Origin of the sequence: Stenotrophomonas maltophilia (assembly GCF_004920835.1) — a bacterium.
Lineage (GTDB): Bacteria > Pseudomonadota > Gammaproteobacteria > Xanthomonadales > Xanthomonadaceae > Stenotrophomonas > Stenotrophomonas maltophilia_AQ.
The window spans coordinates 36495-59346 of the sequence record NZ_QFHO01000001.1 but is presented as its reverse complement, the minus strand read 5'-3'; the positions used below and the strand labels follow the sequence as shown (position 1 = coordinate 59346).

Annotated in this window: 20 protein-coding genes; 11 read left to right on the top strand and 9 right to left on the bottom strand. The window is 64.4% G+C overall.

All coding sequences use genetic code 11. From position 1 onward, the window contains the following. Nucleotides 1-236: 236 nt before the first annotated feature. Nucleotides 237-1163, bottom strand: a complete 927-nt coding sequence (locus tag DI041_RS00235; protein ID WP_136638012.1) for a hypothetical protein — start codon at nt 1161-1163, stop codon at nt 237-239. Nucleotides 1164-1367: 204 nt separating this feature from the next. Between DI041_RS00235 and DI041_RS21170 the strand changes: the two genes are divergently transcribed. From DI041_RS21170 to DI041_RS00225, 3 genes are all read left to right on the top strand, one after another. Continuing rightward, nucleotides 1368-1529: a hypothetical protein gene (locus tag DI041_RS21170; protein ID WP_169050313.1), complete on the top strand. Its 162-nt coding sequence runs from the start codon at nt 1368-1370 to the stop codon at nt 1527-1529. A gap of 75 nt (nt 1530-1604) precedes the next feature. Beyond that, entirely contained in the window at nt 1605-2306 is a 702-nt protein-coding gene (locus tag DI041_RS00230; RefSeq protein WP_136638013.1) for a lasso peptide biosynthesis B2 protein, read from the top strand. Between the two features lie 11 nt (nt 2307-2317). Next, nucleotides 2318-4159, top strand: a complete 1842-nt coding sequence (locus DI041_RS00225) for an asparagine synthase-related protein (RefSeq protein ID WP_136638014.1) — start codon at nt 2318-2320, stop codon at nt 4157-4159. Here the strand turns inward: DI041_RS00225 and DI041_RS00220 are convergent. Genes DI041_RS00220 through DI041_RS00205 form a run of 4 tightly spaced genes read right to left on the bottom strand, consistent with a single transcriptional unit; the run spans nt 4156 to nt 10093 of the window. Further along, nucleotides 4156-4866, bottom strand: coding sequence for an ABC transporter ATP-binding protein (locus DI041_RS00220; protein ID WP_136638015.1), 711 nt, complete (start codon nt 4864-4866; stop codon nt 4156-4158). The two genes, DI041_RS00225 and DI041_RS00220, sit on opposite strands and share 4 nt — an antisense overlap. A 12-nt stretch (nt 4867-4878) precedes the next feature. Then, nucleotides 4879-6234: an ABC transporter permease subunit gene (locus DI041_RS00215; protein ID WP_136638016.1), complete on the bottom strand. Its 1356-nt coding sequence runs from the start codon at nt 6232-6234 to the stop codon at nt 4879-4881. Beyond that, a complete protein-coding gene (locus tag DI041_RS00210) occupies nt 6231-7694 on the bottom strand; it encodes a DUF3526 domain-containing protein (protein ID WP_136638017.1) in 1464 nt (487 codons plus the stop codon). Before DI041_RS00210 ends, DI041_RS00215 begins: the two co-directional genes overlap by 4 nt. Nucleotides 7695-7702: 8 nt before the next feature. Further along, nucleotides 7703-10093: a TonB-dependent receptor plug domain-containing protein gene (locus DI041_RS00205; protein WP_248298402.1), complete on the bottom strand. Its 2391-nt coding sequence runs from the start codon at nt 10091-10093 to the stop codon at nt 7703-7705. A gap of 113 nt (nt 10094-10206) precedes the next feature. Between DI041_RS00205 and DI041_RS00200 the strand changes: the two genes are divergently transcribed. Then, nucleotides 10207-11859, top strand: coding sequence for an ABC transporter ATP-binding protein (locus DI041_RS00200; protein WP_136638019.1), 1653 nt, complete (start codon nt 10207-10209; stop codon nt 11857-11859). Nucleotides 11860-11892: 33 nt separating this feature from the next. Here the strand turns inward: DI041_RS00200 and DI041_RS00195 are convergent, their stop codons facing one another. Beyond that, nucleotides 11893-13140 (bottom strand): arsenic transporter, encoded by a 1248-nt coding sequence (locus DI041_RS00195; RefSeq protein WP_136638020.1) that lies wholly within the window; start codon nt 13138-13140, stop codon nt 11893-11895. Nucleotides 13141-13385: 245 nt separating this feature from the next. Here DI041_RS00195 and DI041_RS00190 point away from each other — a divergent pair, with 245 nt between their 5' ends. Further along, complete coding sequence (locus tag DI041_RS00190) at nt 13386-13598, top strand: hypothetical protein (protein ID WP_046985540.1); 213 nt, start codon at nt 13386-13388, stop codon at nt 13596-13598. Between the two features lie 89 nt (nt 13599-13687). Continuing rightward, the gene (locus DI041_RS21365) at nt 13688-14245 is read left to right on the top strand and encodes a hypothetical protein (RefSeq protein ID WP_248298403.1); all 558 of its coding nucleotides are present in this window, start codon (nt 13688-13690) and stop codon (nt 14243-14245) included. Here the strand turns inward: DI041_RS21365 and DI041_RS00180 are convergent. The 3 genes from DI041_RS00180 to msuE are packed head-to-tail and all read right to left on the bottom strand — an operon-like array spanning nt 14202 to nt 16894. Continuing rightward, nucleotides 14202-15236 carry a methionine synthase gene (locus DI041_RS00180; RefSeq protein ID WP_136638022.1) on the bottom strand — a complete coding sequence of 345 codons (1035 nt, stop codon included), beginning with the start codon at nt 15234-15236 and terminating at the stop codon, nt 14202-14204. The genes DI041_RS21365 and DI041_RS00180 overlap by 44 nt on opposite strands. A 40-nt stretch (nt 15237-15276) precedes the next feature. After that, on the bottom strand, nt 15277-16254 hold the full coding sequence (locus tag DI041_RS00175; RefSeq protein ID WP_046985538.1) for a DUF1852 domain-containing protein: 978 nt from the start codon (nt 16252-16254) through the stop codon (nt 15277-15279). 58 nt (nt 16255-16312) lie between these two features. After that, entirely contained in the window at nt 16313-16894 is a 582-nt protein-coding gene (gene msuE, locus DI041_RS00170) for an FMN reductase (RefSeq protein ID WP_046985537.1), read from the bottom strand. Between the two features lie 176 nt (nt 16895-17070). On the opposite strand from msuE, the gene DI041_RS00165 reads away from it, so the two are divergent. The 5 genes from DI041_RS00165 to DI041_RS21165 all read left to right on the top strand — a co-directional run bounded on the left by DI041_RS00165 (nt 17071) and on the right by DI041_RS21165 (nt 22464). Beyond that, on the top strand, nt 17071-17985 hold the full coding sequence (locus tag DI041_RS00165) for a LysR family transcriptional regulator (RefSeq protein ID WP_136638023.1): 915 nt from the start codon (nt 17071-17073) through the stop codon (nt 17983-17985). After that, nucleotides 17985-18854 carry a methylenetetrahydrofolate reductase gene (locus tag DI041_RS00160; protein ID WP_136638024.1) on the top strand — a complete coding sequence of 290 codons (870 nt, stop codon included), beginning with the start codon at nt 17985-17987 and terminating at the stop codon, nt 18852-18854. Before DI041_RS00165 ends, DI041_RS00160 begins: the two co-directional genes overlap by 1 nt. Before the next feature lie 131 nt (nt 18855-18985). After that, nucleotides 18986-19819, top strand: coding sequence for a S1 family peptidase (locus tag DI041_RS00155; protein WP_136638025.1), 834 nt, complete (start codon nt 18986-18988; stop codon nt 19817-19819). 341 nt (nt 19820-20160) lie between these two features. Next, nucleotides 20161-20490, top strand: coding sequence for a hypothetical protein (locus tag DI041_RS00150; protein WP_248298404.1), 330 nt, complete (start codon nt 20161-20163; stop codon nt 20488-20490). Nucleotides 20491-22305: 1815 nt separating this feature from the next. Further along, nucleotides 22306-22464, top strand: a complete 159-nt coding sequence (locus tag DI041_RS21165; protein WP_169050314.1) for a hypothetical protein — start codon at nt 22306-22308, stop codon at nt 22462-22464. Nucleotides 22465-22852: the final 388 nt, after the last annotated feature.

The window sequence follows — 22852 nt, the reverse complement described above, 5'->3', positions numbered from 1 at the left end:
TCCCGGTTCGCGCCTGTGCCAGACACAGATCAGCCCCATCAGGACATGGATGATGGGTGGATCCCTCCTTCCTGCTTCGGCAGCAAGTGCTTTCTCGCTCACGTTGGCATCCTCTCTGTTCGAGGACCGGTAGCGTAGGCGGCAAGCCGAAGGGCGTCATTCGACAGTTCCGCCAGGTGATTCACCAATCCGGCCATATCCGCAGCCGGGCCAGGCAATCACCACGTGGGCGCGAGCTACAACGCCGGAACCGTGATCCTTTGCAGATCGAGCTTGGCCCGCAGGGCGTAGTGCTTGCGGGTAACCGGTACCACGCAGGTCAGGCGCGGGTCGACATAATCCTTGAACAGCGGCGGCCGCGGCGAAGACAGATAGAACGCGCGATCCTGCTTGACCGCTGCCGGCAGCAGAACCTCGCTGAGATCGCTGTCGGTGGCATCGGTCACGAGGCAGGGTGCTTGCCGGAAGCCGAGCTTGCGCAGCAGGTACAAGCGATGGGAACCGTTGGTCAGGATGATACGGCTGCCAAAGCGCGTCGCACTGATCAGGTTGTCGCTGAAACCCAGATAGATGACGACGGCGTGGCTGGCTGCGCCGAATGGTTCATAGTTGGCGATGCCAGCCGGATCGAGGGTCGCCACGTCGAGGAAGCGCAGGTCGTTCGAGGTGGACGCGAAGGTGTAGCTGCCATCGGACTGGGTGAACCGCACTTCCGGATGTGCATGGCTGCCGCTGCGAGCGACAAGCTGCATGATCTCCTGCGCGGTGGGTGAGGCAGTGACTGCAGCCGCCAACTGGTCGATGTGGCGAAGATTGATGCATTCCTGGAAGATCACCAGTCGATCGATCTCGACCATCTGCCAACGGCGCGGCAGGACACTCGTCATCCGGTGCATCGAGGGTTGTCGCAGCGCCTGCTCAGCCAGCGGCAGCATTTCTTCCGGCAGCGCATGGATACCGATCGCGTCTGCCGCATCGCTTTCCTCCCGCTGCAGCCGCAGCACCTCGGCGCGGGCCGTCCGCCAATCCTCCACGAGCGCGGCCTCGTCGAAGCTTGCCGGTGGGCAGCGCTCCCTGGCGAAGCGGATGAACTTCGGCAGAGGAAACACTCCCTTCAACAGAAGCGTGGGATCCAGGCTGTCGTCACTGATCTCGGTGTTCATCCCTCTTGCCTCTCATGGGTCGTATCGACAACGGGCCGGTGGCGTCGTTCATCACGCAAAAATAATATGTTATATCGTAACATTTGAGTGCCTTGGCGGCAATCGCTGTGCAATATGCGGCGATGGTGGCTTGGCTGCTCCGTATCCAATGCAACGCGATCCAATGCAACGCGTGGATACATCCACTGACTAGAGGAGATGTTCATGAACGAGCTGATTGAGCTGGGTGTAGTGGCAGGACAGCAGAACCCTGAAGAACAGGGCGTGGGTGGTGAACTGATCGAGCTGGGCTCGGTGGTTTCGGAAACCAAGGCGCACAACCACGGCACATTGTGGGATGGCGTGTTCCCGACCACGTCGCCCTGACCTGCCGCGCAACGTAGTACCTGCGGTGCATGCCCTGCATGCACCGCTTCTCCGGTTCCGGCGCAGGAGCGCATGATGGAGCAGGCTGCCGCCCCTTACTTCCTGTCAAAGCACGCCCACGTCTGCGTCACCGGCGATGCCATGGTGATCCTGGATCAGGCCACGGGTAGGTATCTTTCCCTTGAAAGACGCGGCGCCGCAGGCCTTGGCAACCTCATTCTCGATTGGCCGCTGCGGTCCGATGGCGCAAGCATTCCCACGCTTCTGCAGGCCCTGATCGACCGCCGTTTGATCACAGCAGACCCGCTGCAGGGCAAATCCGCCGCCAGCCCTGCCATTACGCTGCCACGGCATTGGGTGCGCGAGGGCGCGCCTCGTGGCCGTCCACCGATCATGGCGCGGGACCTGCGTCGTTTCATTGTCTCGTGTGCCTATGCCGCCTGCAGCAGAACATTCCTTCCTTTCAGTGCCACGGTGTCTGCCGCGAGCCGTCGAACGGATCACGACCACGACACGCACGTGAGCATCGAAGAACTGGCGTCGCGGGTTCGGGTGTTCGACTGGCTTCGACCCTTGGCCTTCAGGAAGACCGATGAGTGCTTTCTCTACTGCCTGGCGATGCGCGAGTTCCTGTCGAAGTACGACATCGTTCCGCGCTGGGTGTTCGCGGTCAGAACCCAGCCGTTCGCCGCGCATTGCTGGCTGCAGCATGGCGATCAGGTGCTGACCGACATTCCCTTCAACCTGCGCCGGATGGTTCCCATCCTGGTGCTGTAACGAAACCTGCCATGTACCGATACATCGCCGTGCTCTGGAACACCCACTCGGAATCCGCGACGGCGCAGGCGGAACGAATCGTGGAGAGGATCGGCGCCAGGCTGCCCGGCATTGCCTGCGTGATGAATGGCAATGGCGCAGCGATCCATGCGCAGAGTGACAACCACGGCTATTTCGAATGCCGTCGTGCGAACTCCCTGGTAGTACTCGGCAAGCTGTTCCACAAGGATTTCGGCGCAGGCACCGTGCCTGGTTGCGTGAACCTGGATGCCGAGACAGCGGACGACGCCTGCAGCAGCCAGGGGCGCAGCATCGTCGAACGGTGCTGGGGCCGCTACGTGGCGCTGGGCTTCCAGCAGGAAACTTCGAGCTGGTTCGTCCTGCGCGATCCCACTGCGGAGATCCCGTGCTACATGACCACAGTGGGCCAGCTGACGGTGGTCTTCTCCAACATGGAAGACTGCCTGCTGCTGGGCCTGCGCGATTTCAGCGTCGACTGGTCGTTCCTGTCCTATTCGCTGCTGTATCCGTTTCGTGATGGCCTGCAGACCGGCTTTGAGGAAGTCACTGCCGTCGAAGCCGGTGAGGCGATTTCGATCCGGAACGGCGAACCGGTGGGCCGGCAGTGCCAGTGGGACGTGGTGCGGATGGCCCGCGATGAACCGATCGAGGACATTGAGGAGGCCGTGCAGCTGGCCCGTTCGACGTTGCTGGGCTGTATCGGCGCGCTGGCCAGCCAGCACCGGCGCATCCAGCTGCAGCTCTCGGGCGGACTGGACTCCTCGATCATCCTGGCCGGCCTGTTGCACGCGCCCTCGGCGCCCGAGGTGACCTGCATCCATCATTACGATGACGGCATCGGCGCCGATGAACGGCTGTTCGCACGCATGGCCGTGGCAGGGGTCCGTGAATCGTCGGGCAGGAACTGCGAATTCATCGAGTACCGGCGGCAGCCACACTGCGCGTTGGAAGAGATCATGGCCTTCCCGCGCACGGCCCGGCCGGCGCATTGCTCCGGCTATCTGCTCCATCGCCGTGACGTGGACTTCGACGGCAACACCGTGCAGTTCACCGGCGTCGGCGGCGACGCGGTGTTCCTGCGCTTCAAGGGCAACGCCGCTGCGATCGACTACGCCTGGCGACGTGGCATCGACCGGACGTTCTTTCGCGTGGCGTTCGAAACCGCGCAATCCGGCGATTCTCTGTACGGCGTACTCAAGGATTCGGTCGTGCATGGCCTGCTGAAGCGGCCGGGCAGCATCAATGGCCGTTGGGGCAAGCCCTGCCCATGGGTGCGGGTGGACCGCGCCGAACAGGATGGCATGCAGCCGGCCTGGTTGCGGCATGCGCAGGCGCAGGGCCATCGCGTATCACCCTACAAGCTGGCCCATATCGGCCGGATGGTATTCCCGACCAGCGTCCTTGATCCGTTCGAAGGCGCCGGCCACTGGCATGGTGTATCGCCGATCAGTGCGCAGCCGCTTGTTGAACTGTTCGCGCGCATCCCGCTGCACCTGCTCATCGCGGATGCAGAAGACCGAACCATCGCGCGGCGTGCAATGAAGGGACTGTTGCCGAAAGCGCTGCTGTCGCGGAAGGTGAAATCCTATCTGGATGATCACTCCGTGGCGGTCACCCAGGGGCACCAGCGGTTCATCAGGAGTCTGCTGGTTGACGGCATGCTGGCCAGGCGCGGCTATCTCGACAGCGCGCTGGCCGATACGGGTATCCAGCAGGTCAGTCCGGATCACTCGTCGCAGGTGCTGGGCATCTTCGGCCCTCAGATCAACATCGAGGCGTGGCTGCGGCGCTGGTCCGGCCACGCAGGCGAGCCGGTTGCCGGAGCCGCCTAGGCGCTCCGGCTCATCTCTTCCAGATAGAGATTCTCAAGATCGTTCGCGGTGATCGCGCTGGCATCCAGCGTCCTGCGCAGGCGCCCGGCCTGCATCAGGCCAATCGTGGTCGCGACTTCACGGGCGCGGAACAGATCGTGGGTGGCCATCAGGATCGCCGTGCCGCTATCGCGCTGCCGCACGATCAGCTCATGGAACTCGGCTGACGCCGTAGGATCCAGGCCCGATGTGGGTTCATCGAGAAGCAGTGCCCTGGCTTCCTTGACGATGGCCAGTGCGATGCCGACCTTCTGCCGCATGCCCTTGGAATAGAGACCCACGCGTCGCCCGAATGCGTCGGTTGCCAGGCCGGCGGACCTGAGTGCGTCCTTCAGCCGCGCAGGCGAGCGTTCCTCGACACCGGCCAGGCGGGCGAAATAGTCCAGATTCTCGTAGCCGGTCAGCTCGTCGTACAGCGCCACGGTCTCGGGGATGTACAGCAGCCGTCGGCGTACCTCCTGCGGCCGCTGCTGCGCACTGAGACCGTCCACTTCGGCCGCACCGGAGGTGGGTTTCAGAAAGCCAAGGAACAGCTTGATGGTCGTCGACTTGCCGGCGCCGTTGGCGCCCAGCAGGCAGAAGATCTCGCCGGGCCGCACCTCGAAGCTGACATCATCCAGCGCCCGATGTGCACCGTGTTCCATGACCAGGCTTTTTGCAGACAGCATGTGGACGTCTCCTCAGGGCGTTGCCAGCCGGCTGCGCAGTGCTCCGGCCGCAAGCAGGACAAGCAGGGTGGCGATGATCAAGGCAGCAAGATCGGCCAGGACACCGGACCGGACGACGCCCACGTGCTCGCGGTATTGGAAGCGGGGCAGTGCGTCGTACTCTTCAAGGGTCTGCGGCGCGTCACGGTCCAGATAGGCCTTGTGCAACAGCCTTCGTGCCTGCCAGAAGGTGTGGACCTGATGCTGGAAGTCGAGCGCGCGGTCGGCATCCGAGCCTGCGATTCGGTCAAGCGCGTCCTGCGTTGCCACGGCCGGCAGCAGCAGCCGCAGCCGGTCCAGAAGCTGGCGGTGTGCGGCCTCGGCCTGCGCATGCGAGGCCATCAAACGGGCCAGTTCCCGGTCGGCCGCAACGCGGTCGGCATAGGCCTGGCGCACTGTATCGGGGATGAGGGATGACGAAGAAGCCAGTGGCACCGAGTTCGCATGCTCACGTTGCTGGCGCTTGGCGATATCGGACTGCATCGCTTTCACTTCGGTGGCGAACTGCATCTGTGACGGCGGCGGCGCGATCAGGTTCACCGTGGCCAGGGTCAGCGACGGTGCCATGACCACGATCAGCAGCCACAGCGCGCCAGCGGCGATGGCCGCCTCGGTGGTGCGCCGGGCAAGGCAACCGATCAGCAGTGCAAGGGCCAGCCAGAACGCGCCGTAGAGGAGGACGGTCAGCGCCAGCACGGCCAGGCCCGCAGGACTGTGCGCGCCGGCCCCGATCGCCACCGCGAGGATGATGGCCAGTGCGGGCAGCAGCACCGCCAGGCCACGGGCCAGCAACTTGACCACCAGAAGCCGTGTTGCTGACACCGGCTGCGACAGCACCAGCGCAGCGATGCCACGCTCGCGCTCGCGGGACCACAGATCATGGGTGACGACGAGAATGACCAGCGGCAGCAGGAAGACGATGACGAACGCCAGGTCGAACCGTCCCGCAGCCCGTGCTGCCGGATTGCCGATGTCGGCCCAGACGTGCTTGAGCAGCTGAGTCGGATCGCCCAGCGCGACCACATCGGCGGTGTACGGATAGGCGTCTGCTTGGCCGATCGACAGCGCTGCCATGGCGCCGGGCGGAAGCACCGGCTGGGCGCGGGGCAGCACCGAGGGCGCCTTGCCGACGAATTCCCGGCTGCGCTCCTTCGTCTGTTGCTCTTCCTGCTTGATCAGGGCGATGGCCGCCTCGCGCTGGTCCACCCATGCGCGGCCGTTCCACGCGGCGTAGGCACCCAGCCCGAGCAGCAGGACAACCAGCACCGGCAGCGCTCGATCACGCAGCAATCGGCGGATCTCGTAGCGTGCAATCGACGCAACGCTCATGGCGATCTCCCCAGCCGCCGCGCCGAGAGGGCGACCACCGCGCAACCCAGCAGCAGCCAGGCCAGCAGAATGGCGAGATTCACGCCTTGCGCGGCAGCGATGCCAGCCAGGGTCTGCTGTGGTGGCCGGTACTGCACCGACCGGGTGATGCCGGCGATGTCGGCCACGTGCTTCCCGCCCTGTGGTGCCTTGTGCAGCTTTACTTCCTGGTTGAGTGCCTGGATCAACCGATAGCGGTAGTCCTCCACGCCGCGCAGGAATGCCAGATGCGCCGGGAAATCCGTGCCGGCGATGGCGCGCGACCAGGACTGCAGCGCCAGTGTCGGCGAGGCAAGGCCAAACAGGCGCTGGATGGCGTCCTGCTGCTGGTAGGTGGCATGCAGGCGATCGAAATGGCGATTGTAGACGCGCGTCGAGTTGGCCTCGGCAAACTCAAGCGCCACGCCGCGGAAGTTCAGCGGCAGGTCGTCAACGCTGTCGACGCGGTAGCGTGCCATCAACGCGGCGCGCAGGGCATCAAGGCGTTTGTCGGCCGGGTCATGGCCATCCACGCCGTTCTCCGCTTCCTCGGTCACGCCGGCCCTGAACGACGGTGCCGAAGGAGTCGGGTACAGAGACTCGGCGACCGCAGGCGCCACCCTCGGCAGCAGCAGTGTGGACACCACCCAGAAGCCCAGCAGCACGACCAGTGACGTTCGTGCCGAGCCGGCAAGTGCCGACACCCCCACGGTTAGTGCACAGAACACCAGCAGATAGAGCAGGTAGGCGGTAGCCAGTGCGAGCAGGGCGGCAAGATCCGTGGCGCCGCCGTACTGGATGGACAGCCCCGGAAGACTGATCAGCAGCATGGCCATCACCAGCAGCAGCGAGGCGGCCGCCAGGGCAATCAAGCGTCCAGAGATCAGCACGCCGGCCGAGGCGCCGGTACCGAGTTCCTGGCGCAGCGTCTCGCGGGCCACATCGCCGGACAGTGTGGCGAAGCCGGCCAGGATGATCAGCAGCGGCGCCACGACCTGCAGCGCCCACGCCGCAGAGAAACCCTCGAAGCGGCTGAGTGCGGTGCCGCCATCCACGGCGCGGTGCCTGGCCGGGTTCTGTGCGTGGCCCTCGATGAACACCGAGGTTCCCAGGTAATCCGTCAGCCCCGGGTCCAGTGCAGCCAGGGGCCGCACCGGGGCAGCAATGGCACGCCCCACATGTGCTGCGCTATGCGGGTCGATCGTGCCCTGGCTGTCCCAGAGCCGCGCCTCTTCCTCGCTCATTGCCTGGCGCTCCTGCGCCTGCAGGGTAAGGCGTGCAGCACCGCTGAGCACCGACGCACCTGCAATGGACAAGAGGGCGAGGGCGAGCCACAGCACGCGCCGCTCTCGCCACATCAGCGTGAGCTGGGTTGCCGCGACAGCGAACGCCTGCTGGATGGCCACTACGGACCGCGACTGGGCAGGGGAGTCGGCGCGCATGCGGGGGCCTACCAGCGGTGCGTCAGCGTCATGGACAGGAAGCGGCCCAGCGCTGTCGCATTGGTGGGGTCGTAGCCGGTATTGATGCTGTTGACGACGAACGGCGGATCCCGGTCGAACAGGTTCTGCACGTTGAACGCAAGCGAGGTGCCACGCTGCGGGTCCGCCGATGCACCGAAGTGGTAGGCGAGGTTCAGATCGACCGTCGTCCAGGAGCTGACGTGGGGCCGGGCGACATTGGCGGGGTCGCGGTAACTGTCCACGTAGTTCACGAAGATCCCCGCCGCGGCCTGCTGCCGGCTCAGCGCGACACCGCCACGCATCTTCAGGTCCACCGGGTAGTACACCGAATTCACCGCATCCACCTCGGGTGACGTACTGGTCACACGACGCTTTGATTCGATGATGTACTGCCCGGCCAGGCTCGTCGCGATGTGGATCTGGCCGGCGTCGAACCCATAGGATCCGCTGAAGTCGACACCACGCTGCTGGGTAAAGGCGTTGTTGCGGAAGCGGTTGTCGAGGATCACCTGGCTGTTGGTTTCGTCCATGCCTGGCGGCAACGCGTACGGCCCCACGCGCGAGACGAACAGGCCCAGGCCAGACACGCCCAGCTGGCGTGCCTGCTGGATCTGCTGTTGCGTGGGATTGGTGGTCAGGATGTCTGCATAAGGTGCGGTTGACTGCTGGAACAGCGACGGGAAGCTGCCGCCGAAACCACTGCCGATGCGGTCAGCGTATTCAATGTGGTAGTAGTTCGCGTCGATCTTGAGGCCGGGCACGGACGGCGGCGCGAACGAGAAGCCGCCGGTCCAGGTCTTGGCACGCTCAGGCCCCAGATCCGGATTGCCGTTGGACAGCATCATCAGGATCGTATTGCCACCGGGCGCGCCTGGGTTGGGCACGTTCGCCACCACCACGGTGTTGTTCAGCTGCATGTCCTGGTACACCGGCGCCCGGTAGGAACGGCCATAGCTGGTGCGGAACGAAAGCCCCTGGGTCGCCTCCCACAGCAGGCCGAACTTGGGATTCAGCGTGGAACCGAAATCGCTGTAGTCGTCGTAGCGCGCGGCCGCGGTCAGGGACAGGCTGCGCACGCCCGGCAGATCCTTCAGCAGCGGAACGTTGAGCTCGGCAAAGGCGGACCTCACGGTGCGCTGCAGGTCGAGTGGCTTTTCCAGGCCGCGGTGATCGATCAGTTCATAGCCGTCGCGGCGGTAACCCGCGCCGAATGCCGCGCGGACCCCACCGGCGGGCAGGGTGAACAGCTCGCCGTCGGCGACCAGGTCCAGGTAGCGCGATTCGGAGTTGGTATTGGTGGGCGGTGCGGTACTGGCCGAGCTGCCGGTGATGGTCGTGCGCTGGTAGGACACATCGCTCCTGCCGAACCCCGAATCCAGGCGCGCCTGCCACCCGCGCGGAAGATCCAGCGTGAGTCCGGCGAACAGGTCGAACTGCTGCGTGTGCGGGAACAGCCGGGTTTCGTCGGCGGTGCCGGAAATGGTGGTATCCATCTCGCGCTTGGCGAACGAGCCGGTCATGTTCAGGGTCAGCACATCGCTGAGCTGCTGCACACCGTCCACATACAGGCTGTGGCGCTTGGATCCCGGGTAGAGGTCGTACGGCTTGACCCGCACGTTCTTCGAGAAATCCTTGTCGACTGCCGGCAGGTTGCTCTGCTTCAGGAACTCGTAGCTGGCCAGCACATGGCCGCCATCCCATGACCAGCCTGCCGACTGCGATGCCTGGTACTCTTCCATGCCGCCGGCGGTGACGGCGCCATAGCGCACAGCAGTTTCGTACCCGGTGAAGTCGCGGCGCAGGACGATGTTGACCACGCCGCCGACCGCATCGGTGCCATAGATGGCCGAGGCACCATCGGTGAGGATCTCAACGCGTTCCACCGCGCTCAACGGTATCAGCGAGACATCCACGTACTGGTAGCGGTTCGACGAGGTCACGCGATGGCCGTTGATCAGGGTCAACGTGGTGCCGGTTCCCAGGCCGCGCAGGTTGATGGCGGTGCCCTGGCCGAAGTTGTTGCCGGTATCGCGGTCGACGCCAAGGTTGGCGACGTTGGCACCATTGGCGCCACCGCCGAAGTTCTGCGGCAGTTTCTCGAACAGCTGCTGCACGGTAGCCACGCCGGTGCGGTCGATGGCCTCCTTGTCGATCACGATGATCGGGGATGCGCCGCCGCCAATGGCATCGCGGATGTTGCTGCCGACCACCAGCACCTGGTCCAGGGTCGCAGTCGGTGCCTGGGGCGCTGCGCCTGCCGCTTTCGAACCGCGGTCATTGCCGGAGTTCTGGGCCAGTGCGGGCAGGCTGGCCAGCAGTGCAGCGGCAATGCTGAGGGCCATGAGTGCGCGTGGCACGGCAGCGGATACGTTCGTCATTCCCCGATCCATCGATCCCATCCGAAAGTGGCCTGCGACGTGGCGACGCCGCTCCTGAATAGATATGTTCTAGCATATCATTCAAGGGTTGAATCCACGCCGGAACAAGGCCGATGAAGAAGACTGCTGTTCCGCCACCCGTCGCTGAGATCCTGGGCGCCTACTGGAAGGCTGACCGCAGGCTGCTGCTGCTCATCGCCGGCAGTGTCCTGCTGTCCAGCCTGGCCAGCGTTGCTGCGCCGTACCTTTTCTCGCGCCTGATCGACCGGTTGCCCATCGACGGGGCCAGCGCCCTGGCGGGGGGATTCCTGCTCTACGCCATCATCCTGGGCGCGGCCAGCGCCCTGCAGAACACGGTGCAGTACCTGTCGTTCCTCAGCGGCGAGAACCTCGGCTTCATCACCAGTACCCGCTACTTCGCCCGTCTGCTGAAGAAGACCAACAGCTTCTTCCTGGACTACAACGCCGCCGAGCTGCAAGTAGCAGGGGAGAAAGGCCGTGGCGCGCTGAAGATCGTGGTGCAGCTGGGGTTGGTGGCCTTCATTCCCAGTGCGCTGCAGATTGTGCTGACCCTGATCACGCTGGGCGCGCTGATCAACCTGCAGGTGGTGCTGATCGTGCTGGTCTACGGCACGGTGGCTGTCACCGTTTCCGCGATTGCTACCCGGCGTGCCCGCATCCATCGCGAAGCGGCGGTCGAGGCCGGGCAGCAGAACGCGCGCTTCGTCGGCAATGCCATGAATGCCATGGAGACGCTGCGCCAGTTCGGCGGCAGCGCCTGGATGGTGCAGCGCTTCGAGCAGAAGGCCCAGGAGGTGCGCGACAGCTGGCGCGCCTATGTACTGCAGCGGATCGGCTTCATTGCGCTGCTGGGCATCGGCCTGGCGGTCGAGTTCATCGTTACCTTCCACCTGTTGCTGCCGCGCTACCAGAGCGGCGGCCTGAGCGTCGGCGACATCGTCCTGTTCAACCTGCTGCTGCTCCAGCTCAACATGCCGTTCGAGATGATCGCCCGTTCGATCGATGACGTCGCGCGCTCGTGGAGCATGCTGGCCCCGCTTTGCACCCTTTGGGCAGCGCCCGAGGAGCGACAGGCAGCCGATGCCCAGCGCTTTGCGGGTGAAAGCGGCGGGCTGGCGTTCGAGCGGGTCAGCTACCGCTATGGCAACGGTCGCGGGGTAAGCGATGTCTCCTTCGAGGCCGGACGTGGCGGCATCAATTTCCTGATCGGGCCAACCGGGGCAGGGAAGTCGACGCTGTTCAAGCTTGCCCTGAAATCGATCGATCCCCAGCGTGGCCGGATCCTGGTCGATGGTGTTGACCTGTCCCGGATCGACCGTGCGGCGTGGCATGCCGCCGTCGCGGTGGTTCCGCAGGATGTCATCCTGCTCAACGAAAGCCTGGCCGACAACATCCTGCTGGGGCGCGCGCGTGACGATGATCGGCTGCGGCATGCCGCACGCAAGGCGTCGATCCTGCCGCTGATCGAGGCACTGCCCGAGGGCCTTGAAACCACGGTGGGCGAGCGCGGCCTGAAGTTGTCCGGCGGTGAACGCCAACGCATCGCGATAGCCCGTGCACTGTATGGCGAGCCGGCAATCCTGTTCCTGGACGAGGCAAGCTCTGCGCTGGATGAAGCCACCGAGCGCGAGATCATGGGGCATATCCGCGCACTGGCGAATGACGTAACCGTAGTGGCCATCACCCATCGACGCGGCATCGTGAGCAAGACTGACCGGGTGATTGATCTCGAGGGTGATCGCTGAGCGGTTTGGTCATGGCGACCGAACCCTGCCCGACTAGAGCAGCAACAGCGCCCCGATCAGCGCAGGCGGCATCACCAGCGCGCCGACGCGCAGGAAGTCGAGCGCGCTGACATGCTCGCCCTCGCGGCGCAGCGCCACCAGCCACAGCATCGTGGCCAACGAGCCGGTCACCGACAGGTTGGGGCCCAGGTCCACGCCGACCAGCAATGCGGCGCGGGTCTGTGCCGGCAGATCGGCCATCTGGCCCAGCGAGCCTGCGGCCAGGCCGACCGGCAGATTGTTGGCCACGTTGCTCAGCAATGCCGCCGCGCCACCGGCCAGCCAGCTGGCCCGGTGTGGCGATGCCTGCGCCACGGCCTGCAGCACGCTGGCCGCCGTCTGGATGACACCGGTCTGGGCCACCGCTTCCACCAGCACGAACAGGCCGGCCACCAGCGGCAGTACGCCCCATGACACATGGCGCAGCAGCGGCAACGGACTGCGCCGCTGGCGGATCGCCACCACCGCCACGCTCAGTGTGCCTGCGCAGAACGTGGCCAGGCCGAGCGGGCCATTCAGCGCGGAGGTCACCAGCAGCACGGTGCCGGTGAACAGCACGCCCAGTGCGCTGAGCCGGCCGCCTTCGGTCAGCGGGCGATATTCCGGGGCTGCCACCAGTGGCTGCGCGATCTCGCGCCGATGCACCCAGCGCAGCACCAGGTAGGTGGCACCGATGGCGGCCAGCGACGGCAGCGCGAACTGTGCCAGCCATTGCGTCAGCGGGGGCATGTGCTGGCCGTACACCACCAGGTTGGCCGGGTTGGAAATGGGCAGCACGAAGCTGGCCGCGTTGGCGATGAACGCACAGACGAACAGATAGGGCAGGGGGTTGGCGCGGGCGGCCTTGCAGGCGGCGTAGACCGCCGGGGTCAGCACCACCGCCGTGGCATCGTTGGAAAGGAACACGGTCACCAGCGTGCCGACCAGGAACACCAGGTCGAACAGGCGTCGTCCCGAGCCACCCGCATGGCGGACCGCGTACAACGCCAGCCAGTCGAACAGCCCTTCGCGGCGGGCCAGCTCGGCCAGCACCATCATGCCGGCCAGGAACAGATAGACATCGCGCCCCTCGGCCACCGCGTGCAAGGTCGTGCCGAACGACACCGCTCCCAGCAGTGGAAGCAGAAGCGCAGCCCCCAGTGCCCACACGTACTCAGGAACGCGGAATGGCCGGAACAGCAGGCCTACGGTGGCAACGGCCACGGCCACCCAGATGAGGAAAGAGGAGTAGGAAGCGAGCATCGGGCGGGGTATCTCAACGGCGCCGACGCGTACCTCGCAGGAACGCGCCCGCTGCAATCACGGCAGTTCGGGGAAGGCGGCATCATACTCCGTGAGCTGCACCCGAGCTGTAGAGCCGAACCCATGCTCGGCAGCTTGCCGCGCGCCCCTGGCACCGACGCTCCGCGAACGTTTTCTTCGGGCGCTCTTCACCGCCGCTCCGCTTAGAGTGAAAGCCACTCATGGCGCCAAGCGTGGAATCAACGATGTCCGAGTACCGGGACTGGATCTTCAATGCCAACGGCCGAACCCTGGTGGCCCGGGTGGAACTGGATGGCGATGGCGGCGGCACCATCAACCGCTACCAGTTGACTCCGGGTCCCGCGCAGTCCGGGCTGTGCATCAAGGTGGCCTCGCAGGCCGAAGCCGCAAAGAAGCTCGAAACCGAGGTGGCGAAGCTGCTAGGGCCACAGTGGTGAAGAGGCCGTAGCTGGGAGCTGAAGCTGCAGCGTTGCTTCGGCCACCCGCAATCTCAGTCCGTGCGACGGCCAATCGTATTCTTCCGGCCATGCATTCGCCTTCCGACCCTGCAGATTTCATGACGGCCCCCCGGCCCTCCGGCTGGGTGCAAAGCGGTGACCGCTGGGATCTGTGGTGGAACGGCCGCTCCGTGGCCATCATCGTGCCGCATGCCGTGTTGGGTTTCCGCCTGCTTCTGGACGTGCGGAAATCACCCCAGCCCAAGGTGGTGGCCGCCGCGAATGCTCGGCAGGCCAAGCGCTACGCCGAGCGCTGGTGCGCCGCCCGGCTCTGCCCGCAGTTGCGGTTGCGCGATGCGGTGGCGCGGCTGGTAGATGCCGTTACTCCACTTCCAATGACGTCCACGCGGCAGCAGCGGCAGCAGGCGCGGCGCCTGGCCGAGGCTGGGTCGCACGAGATGGGCCGGATCAAGGAGGCGCTGGCGTCGAGGCCCTCAGTGATGCTGACCAAGGCCGAGGTGCCGGGGCGGGGTGGAGCCTGGCCGATACCAGGCCAGGCTCCGTCAACCCGACGCCCGGATGGGAGGGTGTTCCCGGCCGGGGCTACGCCAAGAGCTCCTCGCGCACGATCTTCGCCCCTGCGCTGAGCGCCTGCAGCTTGCCCCGTGCCACCTCGCGCGCCAGTGGTGCCATGCCACAGTTGGTACTCGGGTAGAGCTTGTCGGCATCCACGAACTGCAGCGCCTTGCGCAGGGTGTTGGCCACTTCCTCAGCCGTCTCCACCTTGCTGGAGGCCACGTCGATGGCGCCGACCATCACCTTCTTGCCGCGCACCAGCTCGATCAGATCGATCGGTACGTGCGAGTTGTGGCATTCCAGCGAGATGATGTCGAGGTTGGAGGTCTGCAGCTTCGGGAAAGACTCCTCGTACTGGCGCCATTCCGATCCCAGGGTCTGCTTCCAGTCGGTGTTGGCCTTGATGCCGTAGCCATAACAGATGTGCACGGCGGTCTCGCACTTCAGCCCTTCGATCGCACGTTCCAGCGCGGCCACGCCCCAGTCGTTCACTTCGTCGAAGAACACGTTGAAGGCGGGCTCGTCGAACTGGATGATGTCGACGCCAGCGGCTTCCAGCTCCTTCGCTTCCTCGTTGAGGATCTTCGCGAATTCCCAGGCCAGCTTCTCGCGGCTCTTGTAGTGCGCGTCGTACAGGGTGTCGATCATGGTCATCGGGCCGGGCAGGGCCCACTTGATCGGTTGCGTGGTCTGCCGGCGCAGGAACTTCGCATCCTCCACGAACACCGGCTTCGGGCGGCTCACGGCGCCGACTACGGTTGGTACGCTGGCGTCGTAACGGTTGCGGATGCGCACGGTTTCGCGTTTCTCGAAATCGACGCCGTTCAGGTGCTCGATGAAGGTCGTGACGAAGTGCTGGCGGGTCTGCTCACCGTCGCTGACGATATCGATGCCGGCGTGCTGCTGCTCCTGCAGGGACAGGCGCAGGGCATCCTGCTTGCCTTCGGTCAGGCCTTCGTCCTGCAGCTTCCAGGGCGACCAGAGCTTTTCGGGCTCTGCCAACCAGGAGGGCTTGGGCAGGCTGCCGGCGGTGGAGGTGGGGAGCAGTTTCTTCGTCGACATTGCGTCTTGTGTCCTGAGGGGCGAATGGGAAATCAATGGATCAGCGGGCAGCCCACTGCTCAAGCACGGCGCGGTACGGCTTGATGAAGTGTTCTTCGGTGAACTTGCCCTGTTTGACCGCCAGCTGGCTGCGCTCTTCGCGGTCGTAGACGATGCGGGTGGACGAATAGTCCTGGTGCTTCAGGCTGGGCTGGTAGACCTTGCCGGCCACGGAATTTGCGTTGTAGATCTCCGGGCGATAGATCTTCTGGAACGCCTCCATCGTGCTGATGGTGCCGATCAGTTCCAGGTTCGAGTAGTCGCCCAGCAGGTCACCCTGGAAGTAGAACGCCAGTGGCGCGACGCTGCCTGGCGGCATGAAGTAGCGCACCTGCAGGCCCATCTTGTCGAAGTACTGGTCGGTGGGGGAGAACTCGCCCTGGCGGTACTCCACGCCCAGGATCGGATGGTGGTTCTCGGTACGATGGTAGGTCTTGCTGCTGGAGACGCTGATGCAGATCACCGGCCCCTTGCTGAAGTTGGCACGGTAGGCCTCCGATTCCAGGAAGTGCTGGAACAGCTTGCCGTGCAGGTCGCCGAAGCCTTCCGGAATGCCGAAGGTGGCCTTGCCCTCATTGCTGGCCGGCAGCACCACGCTGAAATCGTAGTCACGCACATAGGACGAGAAGTTGTTGCCGACGATGCCCTCGGTGCGAGCGCCGGTACGCGTGTCGACAATGGTCGGGCGCAGCACTTCGATCAGCGGGAACGGATCGCTGCCATCACCGCCATCGATGTGCATCTCCACCGAGATGATGTCCAGCTCAACAGCGTAACGGTCTGCACTCGGGTTGTCCCAGTGCGCCAGATCGTTGAAGCGGTTGTTGATCATGCTGATCGTGTTGCGCAGGTTTTCCCGGCGGGACTCGCCGCGAGCCAGGTTGGCGAAGTTGGTGGTGATGCGCGTGCCGTCAGCGGGCTGGTAGTCCTCGTTGAAGGGGATGCGCGTGATGCTGAAGGTGAAGTTCTCGGTCGTCATGGGCGGCGTTCCGGGTTGCGGGGGTGACATCCGAATGCGGGTCGCTGGCATTCGGCATTCAAAGGACTGCAGCGGCCTCGGCATTGGCAGGCGCTGCGCGATGGGACAGGGCAAGCAGGGGCATCGCCCGCTGCACCGCCAGCCGTGCGCGCTGGATCAGGGCGTCGTTGTGCACGCGGCCATCAGCGAAATCACGGTCGGTGGCGTACACGCCCAGGGGCAGGGTGCGGGCCTGGAAGAAGCTGAAGAGCGGCCGCAGCTGGTGGTCGATCACCAGTGCGTGGCGCTCGCTGCCGCCGGTGGCGGCCAGCAGGATGGGGGTGTCGACCAGCGCATCCTGGTGGATGAAGTCGAAGAAGTGCTTGAACAGGCCGGTGTACGAGCCGCGGTAGACCGGCGTGGCAACCACCAGTACGTCTGCCTGTTCAACGGCCACCAGCTGCCGCTCGACACCCTCGGGCAGCTGCGAGCGCCATAGCGCACCGGCCAGCTGCGGCGCCAGTTCGCCCAGCTCGATCAGGTGCGGCTCGCAGGCAACGTCCTCGCCGATCAGGTCCAGCAGGTGCTCAGCCAGGGTCGCAGCCCTGGAGGGGCGCTGCAGCCCGCCGGAAACGGCGACGATACGGAGGGGGCGGGTCATCTGTTCGCTTTCAGCAGGGGAGGGAGCTCCTTCGGGCGATCTGCGGGGGCGCAGTCCTGCAGGCCGGCGAGGTGACCGGGCTGGCAGGCAACCGAAGGCATGACCCGATCCTAGTCACGCCCTTCCATGACGTAAAATGGTATTACTTCACCAATCCATGAGCGGTATTCATCGTCATGCTGGAACGGATCCACCTCAGCATCGTGCAGCAGGTCGAGCAGCAGGGCTCGCTCACCGCCGCGGCCGGTGTACTCAACCTGACCCAGTCGGCGCTCAGCCACAGCATGAAGAAGCTGGAGCAGCAGCTGGGCACCGATGTCTGGCTGCGCGAAGGCCGCAGCCTGCGCCTGACCCAGGCCGGGCAATACCTGCTGGCGGTGGCCAATCGGGTGCTGCCGCAGCTGGACCTGGCCGAGGAGCGGCTGGGCCAGTTCGCCCAGGGCGAGCGCGGTGCACTGCGCATCGGCATGGAATGCCATCCCTGCTACCAGTGGTTGCTGAAGATCGTCTCGCCGTACCTGGCCGCGTGGCCGGACGTGGATGTGGACGTCAAGCAGAAGTTCCAGTTCGGCGGCATCGGCGCGCTGTTCGGCTACGAGATCGACCTGCTGGTCACGCCGGACCCGCTGCTGAAGCCGGGGCTGAAGTTCGTGCCGGTGTTCGACTACGAGCAGGTTCTGGTGGTGGCCAGGAACCACGCCCTGGCCAAGGTGGATCACGTAAAACCACGCCAGCTTGGCCAGGAAGTGCTGATCAGCTACCCGGTGCCGTTCGAGCGCCTGGACATCTACAACCAGTTCCTGCTGCCGGCGGGCATCACGCCGCGGCGCCACAAGACCATCGAAACCACCGACATCATGATGCAGATGGTGGCCAGCGGTCGCGGCGTGGCTGCCATGCCGCGCTGGCTGGTGGAGGAGTATGCCGCGCGCATGGACGTGGTGCCGGTGCGCCTGGGTGCGAAAGGCATCCCCAAGCAGATCTATCTGGGCGCGCGTGAGGCCGATACGGGTATCGACTACCTGCAGGCCTTCGTCGAACTGGCGCGTAACAGCACGCCGGTTGCCAGCAACGTGCGCGGGGGCGGTTGATGTCTGCACGCACGCCTGACCGGGCGGAGGCCTTCATCAACGCGTTTTCGCTGGAAGTGAGCGCGAAGACCATGCCGGCACTGCGCGCCGAGGCGGCCCGCATCGCCCCCGGAACGACGATCTCGATCCCCTATCTGGCGAGCGAGGACGACGATGCCCGGCTGGCGGCGGCACGCACGGTGCGCGAGCTTGGCTTCGAGCCGATGCCACATCTCTCTGCCCGCCGCATCGGGTCGCGTGCAGCGCTTGAGCGGTTCATGGAGCGTGCCGCCAGCGAAGCCGGGGTAGCGAAGTGCCTGCTGATCGCGGGTGATCTTTCCACGCCCGCCGGGCCGTATGCCGACAGTACTTCGATCATCGAAACCGGTCTTCTTGAGCGTTGCGGCATCAAGGTTGTTGCCATGGGCGGGCATCCGGAAGGGCATCCGGTGATGAACGCCGAGGATCGGTGGCGCGTGCTGGAACGCAAGTGCCAGGCCATCGAGGCGCGGGGCATGGCGCCGCTGATCATCTCCCAGTTCGGCTTCGATGCCGGTGTCGTTCTGGCGTGGCTGGATGCGCTGCGTGCCCGCGGCATCACCGCTCCGGTGCTGGTCGGCGTGCCGGGGCCGGCGAGTATCGCGCGGCTGCTGCGCTACGCCGCGATGTGCGGCGTGGGGGCCAGCGCATCGATGCTGGCCCGGTACGGCATCTCGATCGGCCGGCTGCTGGGAACGGCAGGACCAGAGGTTTTCGTTGATAGGCTGGTAAATGGGTTGGAGAACACCCATGGCCAGGTCAGCCCGCATCTGTTCCCTTTTGGTGGCATTGTGCCGTCGCTGGAGTGGATTGAGCAGTACCGGCGGCGTGCCTCTGTCACCGGCCGCTGATGCCGTGCACATGGTTCCGCAACCAGTTTCCCTGTGTTCGTCGTCCAGTACGGGGCCTTGGTCACATGGCCTGCTGAGCATCCACGTGTTCAACTAGGCTTGCAGCAACTGACCGCAAGGACGAGGCTCCCATGGTTCGCTGGCTGTTCCTGGCGCTTGCCGCGCTGCCGTTCGCTGCTGGAGCGGTGGTCATCCGTCACGATGTGGACGATGCCCGATACCGGATCGATGGAACCGAGTTTCCTGCCCTGGCCGACATGCCGGGCGAAGGGCAGGGCGTTCTGATCGCGTCGCAGTGGGTGCTGACGGCAGCGCATGCCGCACCGATGGAGGGGATGGGGCAGACCATCGCCATCAATGGCAAGGACTACAGCGTGGAGCGCGTGGTCGTGCATCCCGGCTACAGGAGAATGCCCGACGCATTGGGCAAGGAGGCGCTGGCGACAGGGAGCCCGGCGAAGATACACGCGTTCCTGGCCACATCGGATGACATTGCACTGATCCGGCTCGCAGCGCCCGTGAACGATGTGCAGCCCGTCGTGCTGTATCGCGGCAGTGCCGAGGTCGCGCAGGTCGCCGCTTTGATCGGAAAGGGCGCCACCGGCAACGGTGCGATGGGACTGGTACCGGGCGGACCGCACCGCACCAAGCTGCGTCGGGCATACAACGCGATTACCGGTGGCAATGATCGTTATCTCTGGTATCGGTTCGATGCCCCGCCGCAAGGTCTGCCACTTGAAGGCGTGTTGGGCAGCGGCGATAGCGGCGGTCCACTGGTGATCGAGGATCACGGCGTCTGGCAACTGGTTGGCCTGGGCTCCTGGATCACCGCTGTTCCCGAGCATGCCCTTGAAGCCGGCTTCTATGGCCAGGTGGTGCACAACGTCCGGGTATCGCGTTATGTGGATTGGATCGAGAGCACCCTCGGTGCGCCCGGTCACCGCCCAGCAACCCCCAATGACTGACAGCTGCCACTGGCTGCAGGGCGCGTGAGTGCGAATAGTGAGCGCCATGGCGATGACGCCGCACCGCCACTTACCAAGGGGACTGGCCGTGAACATGCTGCAGCAACTCGCCTCGCAGACGCCGACCTGGGTCTGGCTGCTTCGTTTCGTGGCGACTGGACGCGGCGGGCAATGGGCTGGAGGCCGCAGGCTGAGCTTGATCTGGCCGTGACGCGTCTCGTCAAGCGCCAAGCCCCAGGACATTGGCGCATGGACGAGGGGGATGAACCGTTCACTCCGAGGGCCTACCTGGCAGGCACCACTTGGCGGATACTCAGGATGATCAACCAGAGGGCCGACGCTTGAGCGCCTCGATGCTTCCCAGAATCATCGGCTTCGATGTGCCACAACTACGTGAGCATGTGAACTTGTCCGCGGACGAAGCAATTACCGCTCTGCTGGATCTGGAGCCCGGTGCGCGATGGACGGAGCTGTTCGTCATGAAGTGCGAAGCCCTGGCATCTCAACTCTCACTGGCCGAAGTCCGTGTCGAGGGCTCGAAGATCTTCTTCTATGGGTCAATCAGCGACGCCCGCGGACTGGCAAGCGCAGTCATGTCCATTGTGCACGTACTGAACGACCAGCTGATGCGAGAAGGAAATGATGTGGCTAGTCGACAGGGCGATGCCTGAGGTTGCCATTTCGATTGGACGGCTCGGTTACGGACAGAAGCATCCAGCATCCAGTGGCGATTTCTGCCGCGCCGGGATTACCGCGCAGGCTTGAACGCTTGGCGAGCCGTTCCTGCAGATCCTCGAGCCATGCTGAGCGTGTTCCATGAGGGTTCCTGACATAGATATCACACGCCAGCCGAATGACCGGGGCAACCTCGTGCCGGAAATTGACTGCGGGTAGCGCGCCCAGGTTGAACGCGGTTTCCCAGTGGGTGAGTTCACGGTCTACGTCGACGTAGTGCCTGCTTCTTGTGCGTTCCATTGCTGTTCTCCTTCAGGGAGATCACTGTACACCCCTTTGCAGGCCAGGCCTGTTCATGGCGCTCGTTCATCCGGGAGGGATCTGCGCACGTCGGAATAACGGATGGATGGGCACTGTCAACCGCAGCAGGGTGACAATGAGCATGACAAGTCAAGTTCCGGGCATGAGAAACCGAGTGATCCCGGCCGTGACATCCGTCACTAAGGCATAGGAAGAGGTCGCGCTCGGCGCGGCTACTTCCGCATTCATTGGGGAATGGCATGTCCTCCCGGTCCCAGGCTGTGAGTCTGATGACGAAGATCATGTTCCAGTGCCGTCCAGAGAAGACGACGACCATGGCGTGTTGCCGATTCTGTTGTGCGCCCAGCCATGGCGGAATGGAGTGTGCACGGTGCTTGACTGAGAAGCTTGGTGCAGCCATCGGGAATCGAGGGGTAGCGTTCAGTTGGTTGGAATCGTTCAGGGCTGTCCAGGAAGAAGAGATGCACGTTTTTCTATGTGCGAGGAAAGTCGACGGGTCAGCGTGGTAGGCGTCGCATTCGGAGCTGACATTGCCTGAGCGTATGCTTGAGGCTTCCAAGGGCACGGATCTACTGTGCTCCTCCAAAGCCGCGCACACTTGTCTGGACCCTGAGTTCTCAGTGATCCATGCAGAGGAATCCGGGAATCGCAATGGCCAGACTGGATCAAGCTCGACCGCCAGGGGTGCGCTGGCTGTTCTTTCGCCTTCGCAGCGGGCAGTCGATCAGTCCCGCAAGGCTGATGTCCGTCTGGTGCGAAGCTGCTGAATCGAACGAGTGCGCTGTACGCCGCGAGACCATTGACGGTGCTGGCTACGTGTATGCCCTTTATGCACCGAACGGCCTGCGCTCACCCCGCGGTGTTGAGCTGCGCATGAGGGCGCTTCTGGAGCAGGCAGGTTACGCCTTTACGATGGGGTCGCTGGCTGGAAGGCATCCGGGCGACGGGTAGATCATTGGCGCCGGCATTGCTCGAGCCAGTGGTGCCATATCTCCATTTCATCCATCAGCCCTGTAGCCCCGCAAGCCGGGCACGTCAGTGTCGTGCCTGTCGGGCCCGCTCTGAGCCCGGCGCTCTCGGTCATTGAGGACCGCAGCCCACAGTTCTTGCATGTTGATCGCACCTGCTCGAGGTGGACGATTGCATCATTGCGCGCGAGAAGAAGTTGGATCGTGTGGATCCTGAAGGCATTGGGAGGATGCATGTGCCGAGCCGTCTGGGGGCTGGACTTGGGGGCGAAGCATTTCGCGCCTGGGAAGAGCCGTGAGACAGGAGTGTGGCACCTGCAGGTTAACGGTTGATCAAACCACGTCCGGCGACCTGCATTGCCAGGCATGCCACTCGGATTGCCATCACATGGATGCATTGGAGCTTTGGCGGCGACGGGGTGTTCATGCGGGGTGTTCATTTTCCGCTCTGAAAGCGACCTGTGAACAACAGGGGTGGGCGCATGCTGCTCATGCGGTGAATCCATCGCGATGGAGTAGACCATGAATGACTTTAAACGTGACGCCTCGAACTCGAACAAGCCCGCGGTTGCCGAACCGGACGCTGGGAAGCAGAAGCAGCAGCAGGCACAGCAACTTCAGGACAAGGAGTCCAAGGACCGCCATGCCAACAAGGATGGATCGCACAAGCCGAACAAGTAATCTCGGCTGCAGGTAGTTGGAGGAGGGCGGCGCAGGCCTGCGTTGCCCCCTTTCTGTGGAAGGAGTAACGGGTGTGAGCAGGTTGAATGACAGAAGCACGGACGCGGAGGCCCTGATGGTACGCATTGCCTATCAGCTCCGAAGTCCCTCGGAGACCACATTGCTGCCTTGCAAGAGATGCCGCAGGCCGAGCCCTGGAGGCTACCTTTGTGCGAACTGTCTGTGTGACGATCTTGCGAGGGCTATCGAGAATCAGGGCGCAGCCAGCAGGTGGCTGTCTTCGGCGAAGATTGCCATGCAGGATGAGGAAACGGTTCTGCGCTACGCACGGAAGGTTTCTACGAGGTAGTTGTTGCCGCCCGCAGCGCTTTGCCAGCATCGCAGGCGG

Excerpts from the sequence above, each read along its gene's own strand:
- DI041_RS00235 (WP_136638012.1), bottom strand. The coding sequence starts at position 1,163 with ATGAACACCGAGATCAGTGACGACAGCCTGGATCCCACGCTTCTGTTG.
- DI041_RS21170 (WP_169050313.1), top strand. The coding sequence starts at position 1,368 with ATGAACGAGCTGATTGAGCTGGGTGTAGTGGCAGGACAGCAGAACCCT.
- DI041_RS00230 (WP_136638013.1), top strand. The coding sequence starts at position 1,605 with ATGGAGCAGGCTGCCGCCCCTTACTTCCTGTCAAAGCACGCCCACGTC.
- DI041_RS00225 (WP_136638014.1), top strand. The coding sequence starts at position 2,318 with ATGTACCGATACATCGCCGTGCTCTGGAACACCCACTCGGAATCCGCG.
- DI041_RS00220 (WP_136638015.1), bottom strand. The coding sequence starts at position 4,866 with ATGCTGTCTGCAAAAAGCCTGGTCATGGAACACGGTGCACATCGGGCG.
- DI041_RS00215 (WP_136638016.1), bottom strand. The coding sequence starts at position 6,234 with ATGAGCGTTGCGTCGATTGCACGCTACGAGATCCGCCGATTGCTGCGT.
- DI041_RS00210 (WP_136638017.1), bottom strand. The coding sequence starts at position 7,694 with ATGCGCGCCGACTCCCCTGCCCAGTCGCGGTCCGTAGTGGCCATCCAG.
- DI041_RS00205 (WP_248298402.1), bottom strand. The coding sequence starts at position 10,093 with ATGACGAACGTATCCGCTGCCGTGCCACGCGCACTCATGGCCCTCAGC.
- DI041_RS00200 (WP_136638019.1), top strand. The coding sequence starts at position 10,207 with ATGAAGAAGACTGCTGTTCCGCCACCCGTCGCTGAGATCCTGGGCGCC.
- DI041_RS00195 (WP_136638020.1), bottom strand. The coding sequence starts at position 13,140 with ATGCTCGCTTCCTACTCCTCTTTCCTCATCTGGGTGGCCGTGGCCGTT.
- DI041_RS00190 (WP_046985540.1), top strand. The coding sequence starts at position 13,386 with ATGTCCGAGTACCGGGACTGGATCTTCAATGCCAACGGCCGAACCCTG.
- DI041_RS21365 (WP_248298403.1), top strand. The coding sequence starts at position 13,688 with ATGCATTCGCCTTCCGACCCTGCAGATTTCATGACGGCCCCCCGGCCC.
- DI041_RS00180 (WP_136638022.1), bottom strand. The coding sequence starts at position 15,236 with ATGTCGACGAAGAAACTGCTCCCCACCTCCACCGCCGGCAGCCTGCCC.
- DI041_RS00175 (WP_046985538.1), bottom strand. The coding sequence starts at position 16,254 with ATGACGACCGAGAACTTCACCTTCAGCATCACGCGCATCCCCTTCAAC.
- msuE (WP_046985537.1), bottom strand. The coding sequence starts at position 16,894 with ATGACCCGCCCCCTCCGTATCGTCGCCGTTTCCGGCGGGCTGCAGCGC.
- DI041_RS00165 (WP_136638023.1), top strand. The coding sequence starts at position 17,071 with ATGCTGGAACGGATCCACCTCAGCATCGTGCAGCAGGTCGAGCAGCAG.
- DI041_RS00160 (WP_136638024.1), top strand. The coding sequence starts at position 17,985 with ATGTCTGCACGCACGCCTGACCGGGCGGAGGCCTTCATCAACGCGTTT.
- DI041_RS00155 (WP_136638025.1), top strand. The coding sequence starts at position 18,986 with ATGGTTCGCTGGCTGTTCCTGGCGCTTGCCGCGCTGCCGTTCGCTGCT.
- DI041_RS21165 (WP_169050314.1), top strand. The coding sequence starts at position 22,306 with ATGAATGACTTTAAACGTGACGCCTCGAACTCGAACAAGCCCGCGGTT.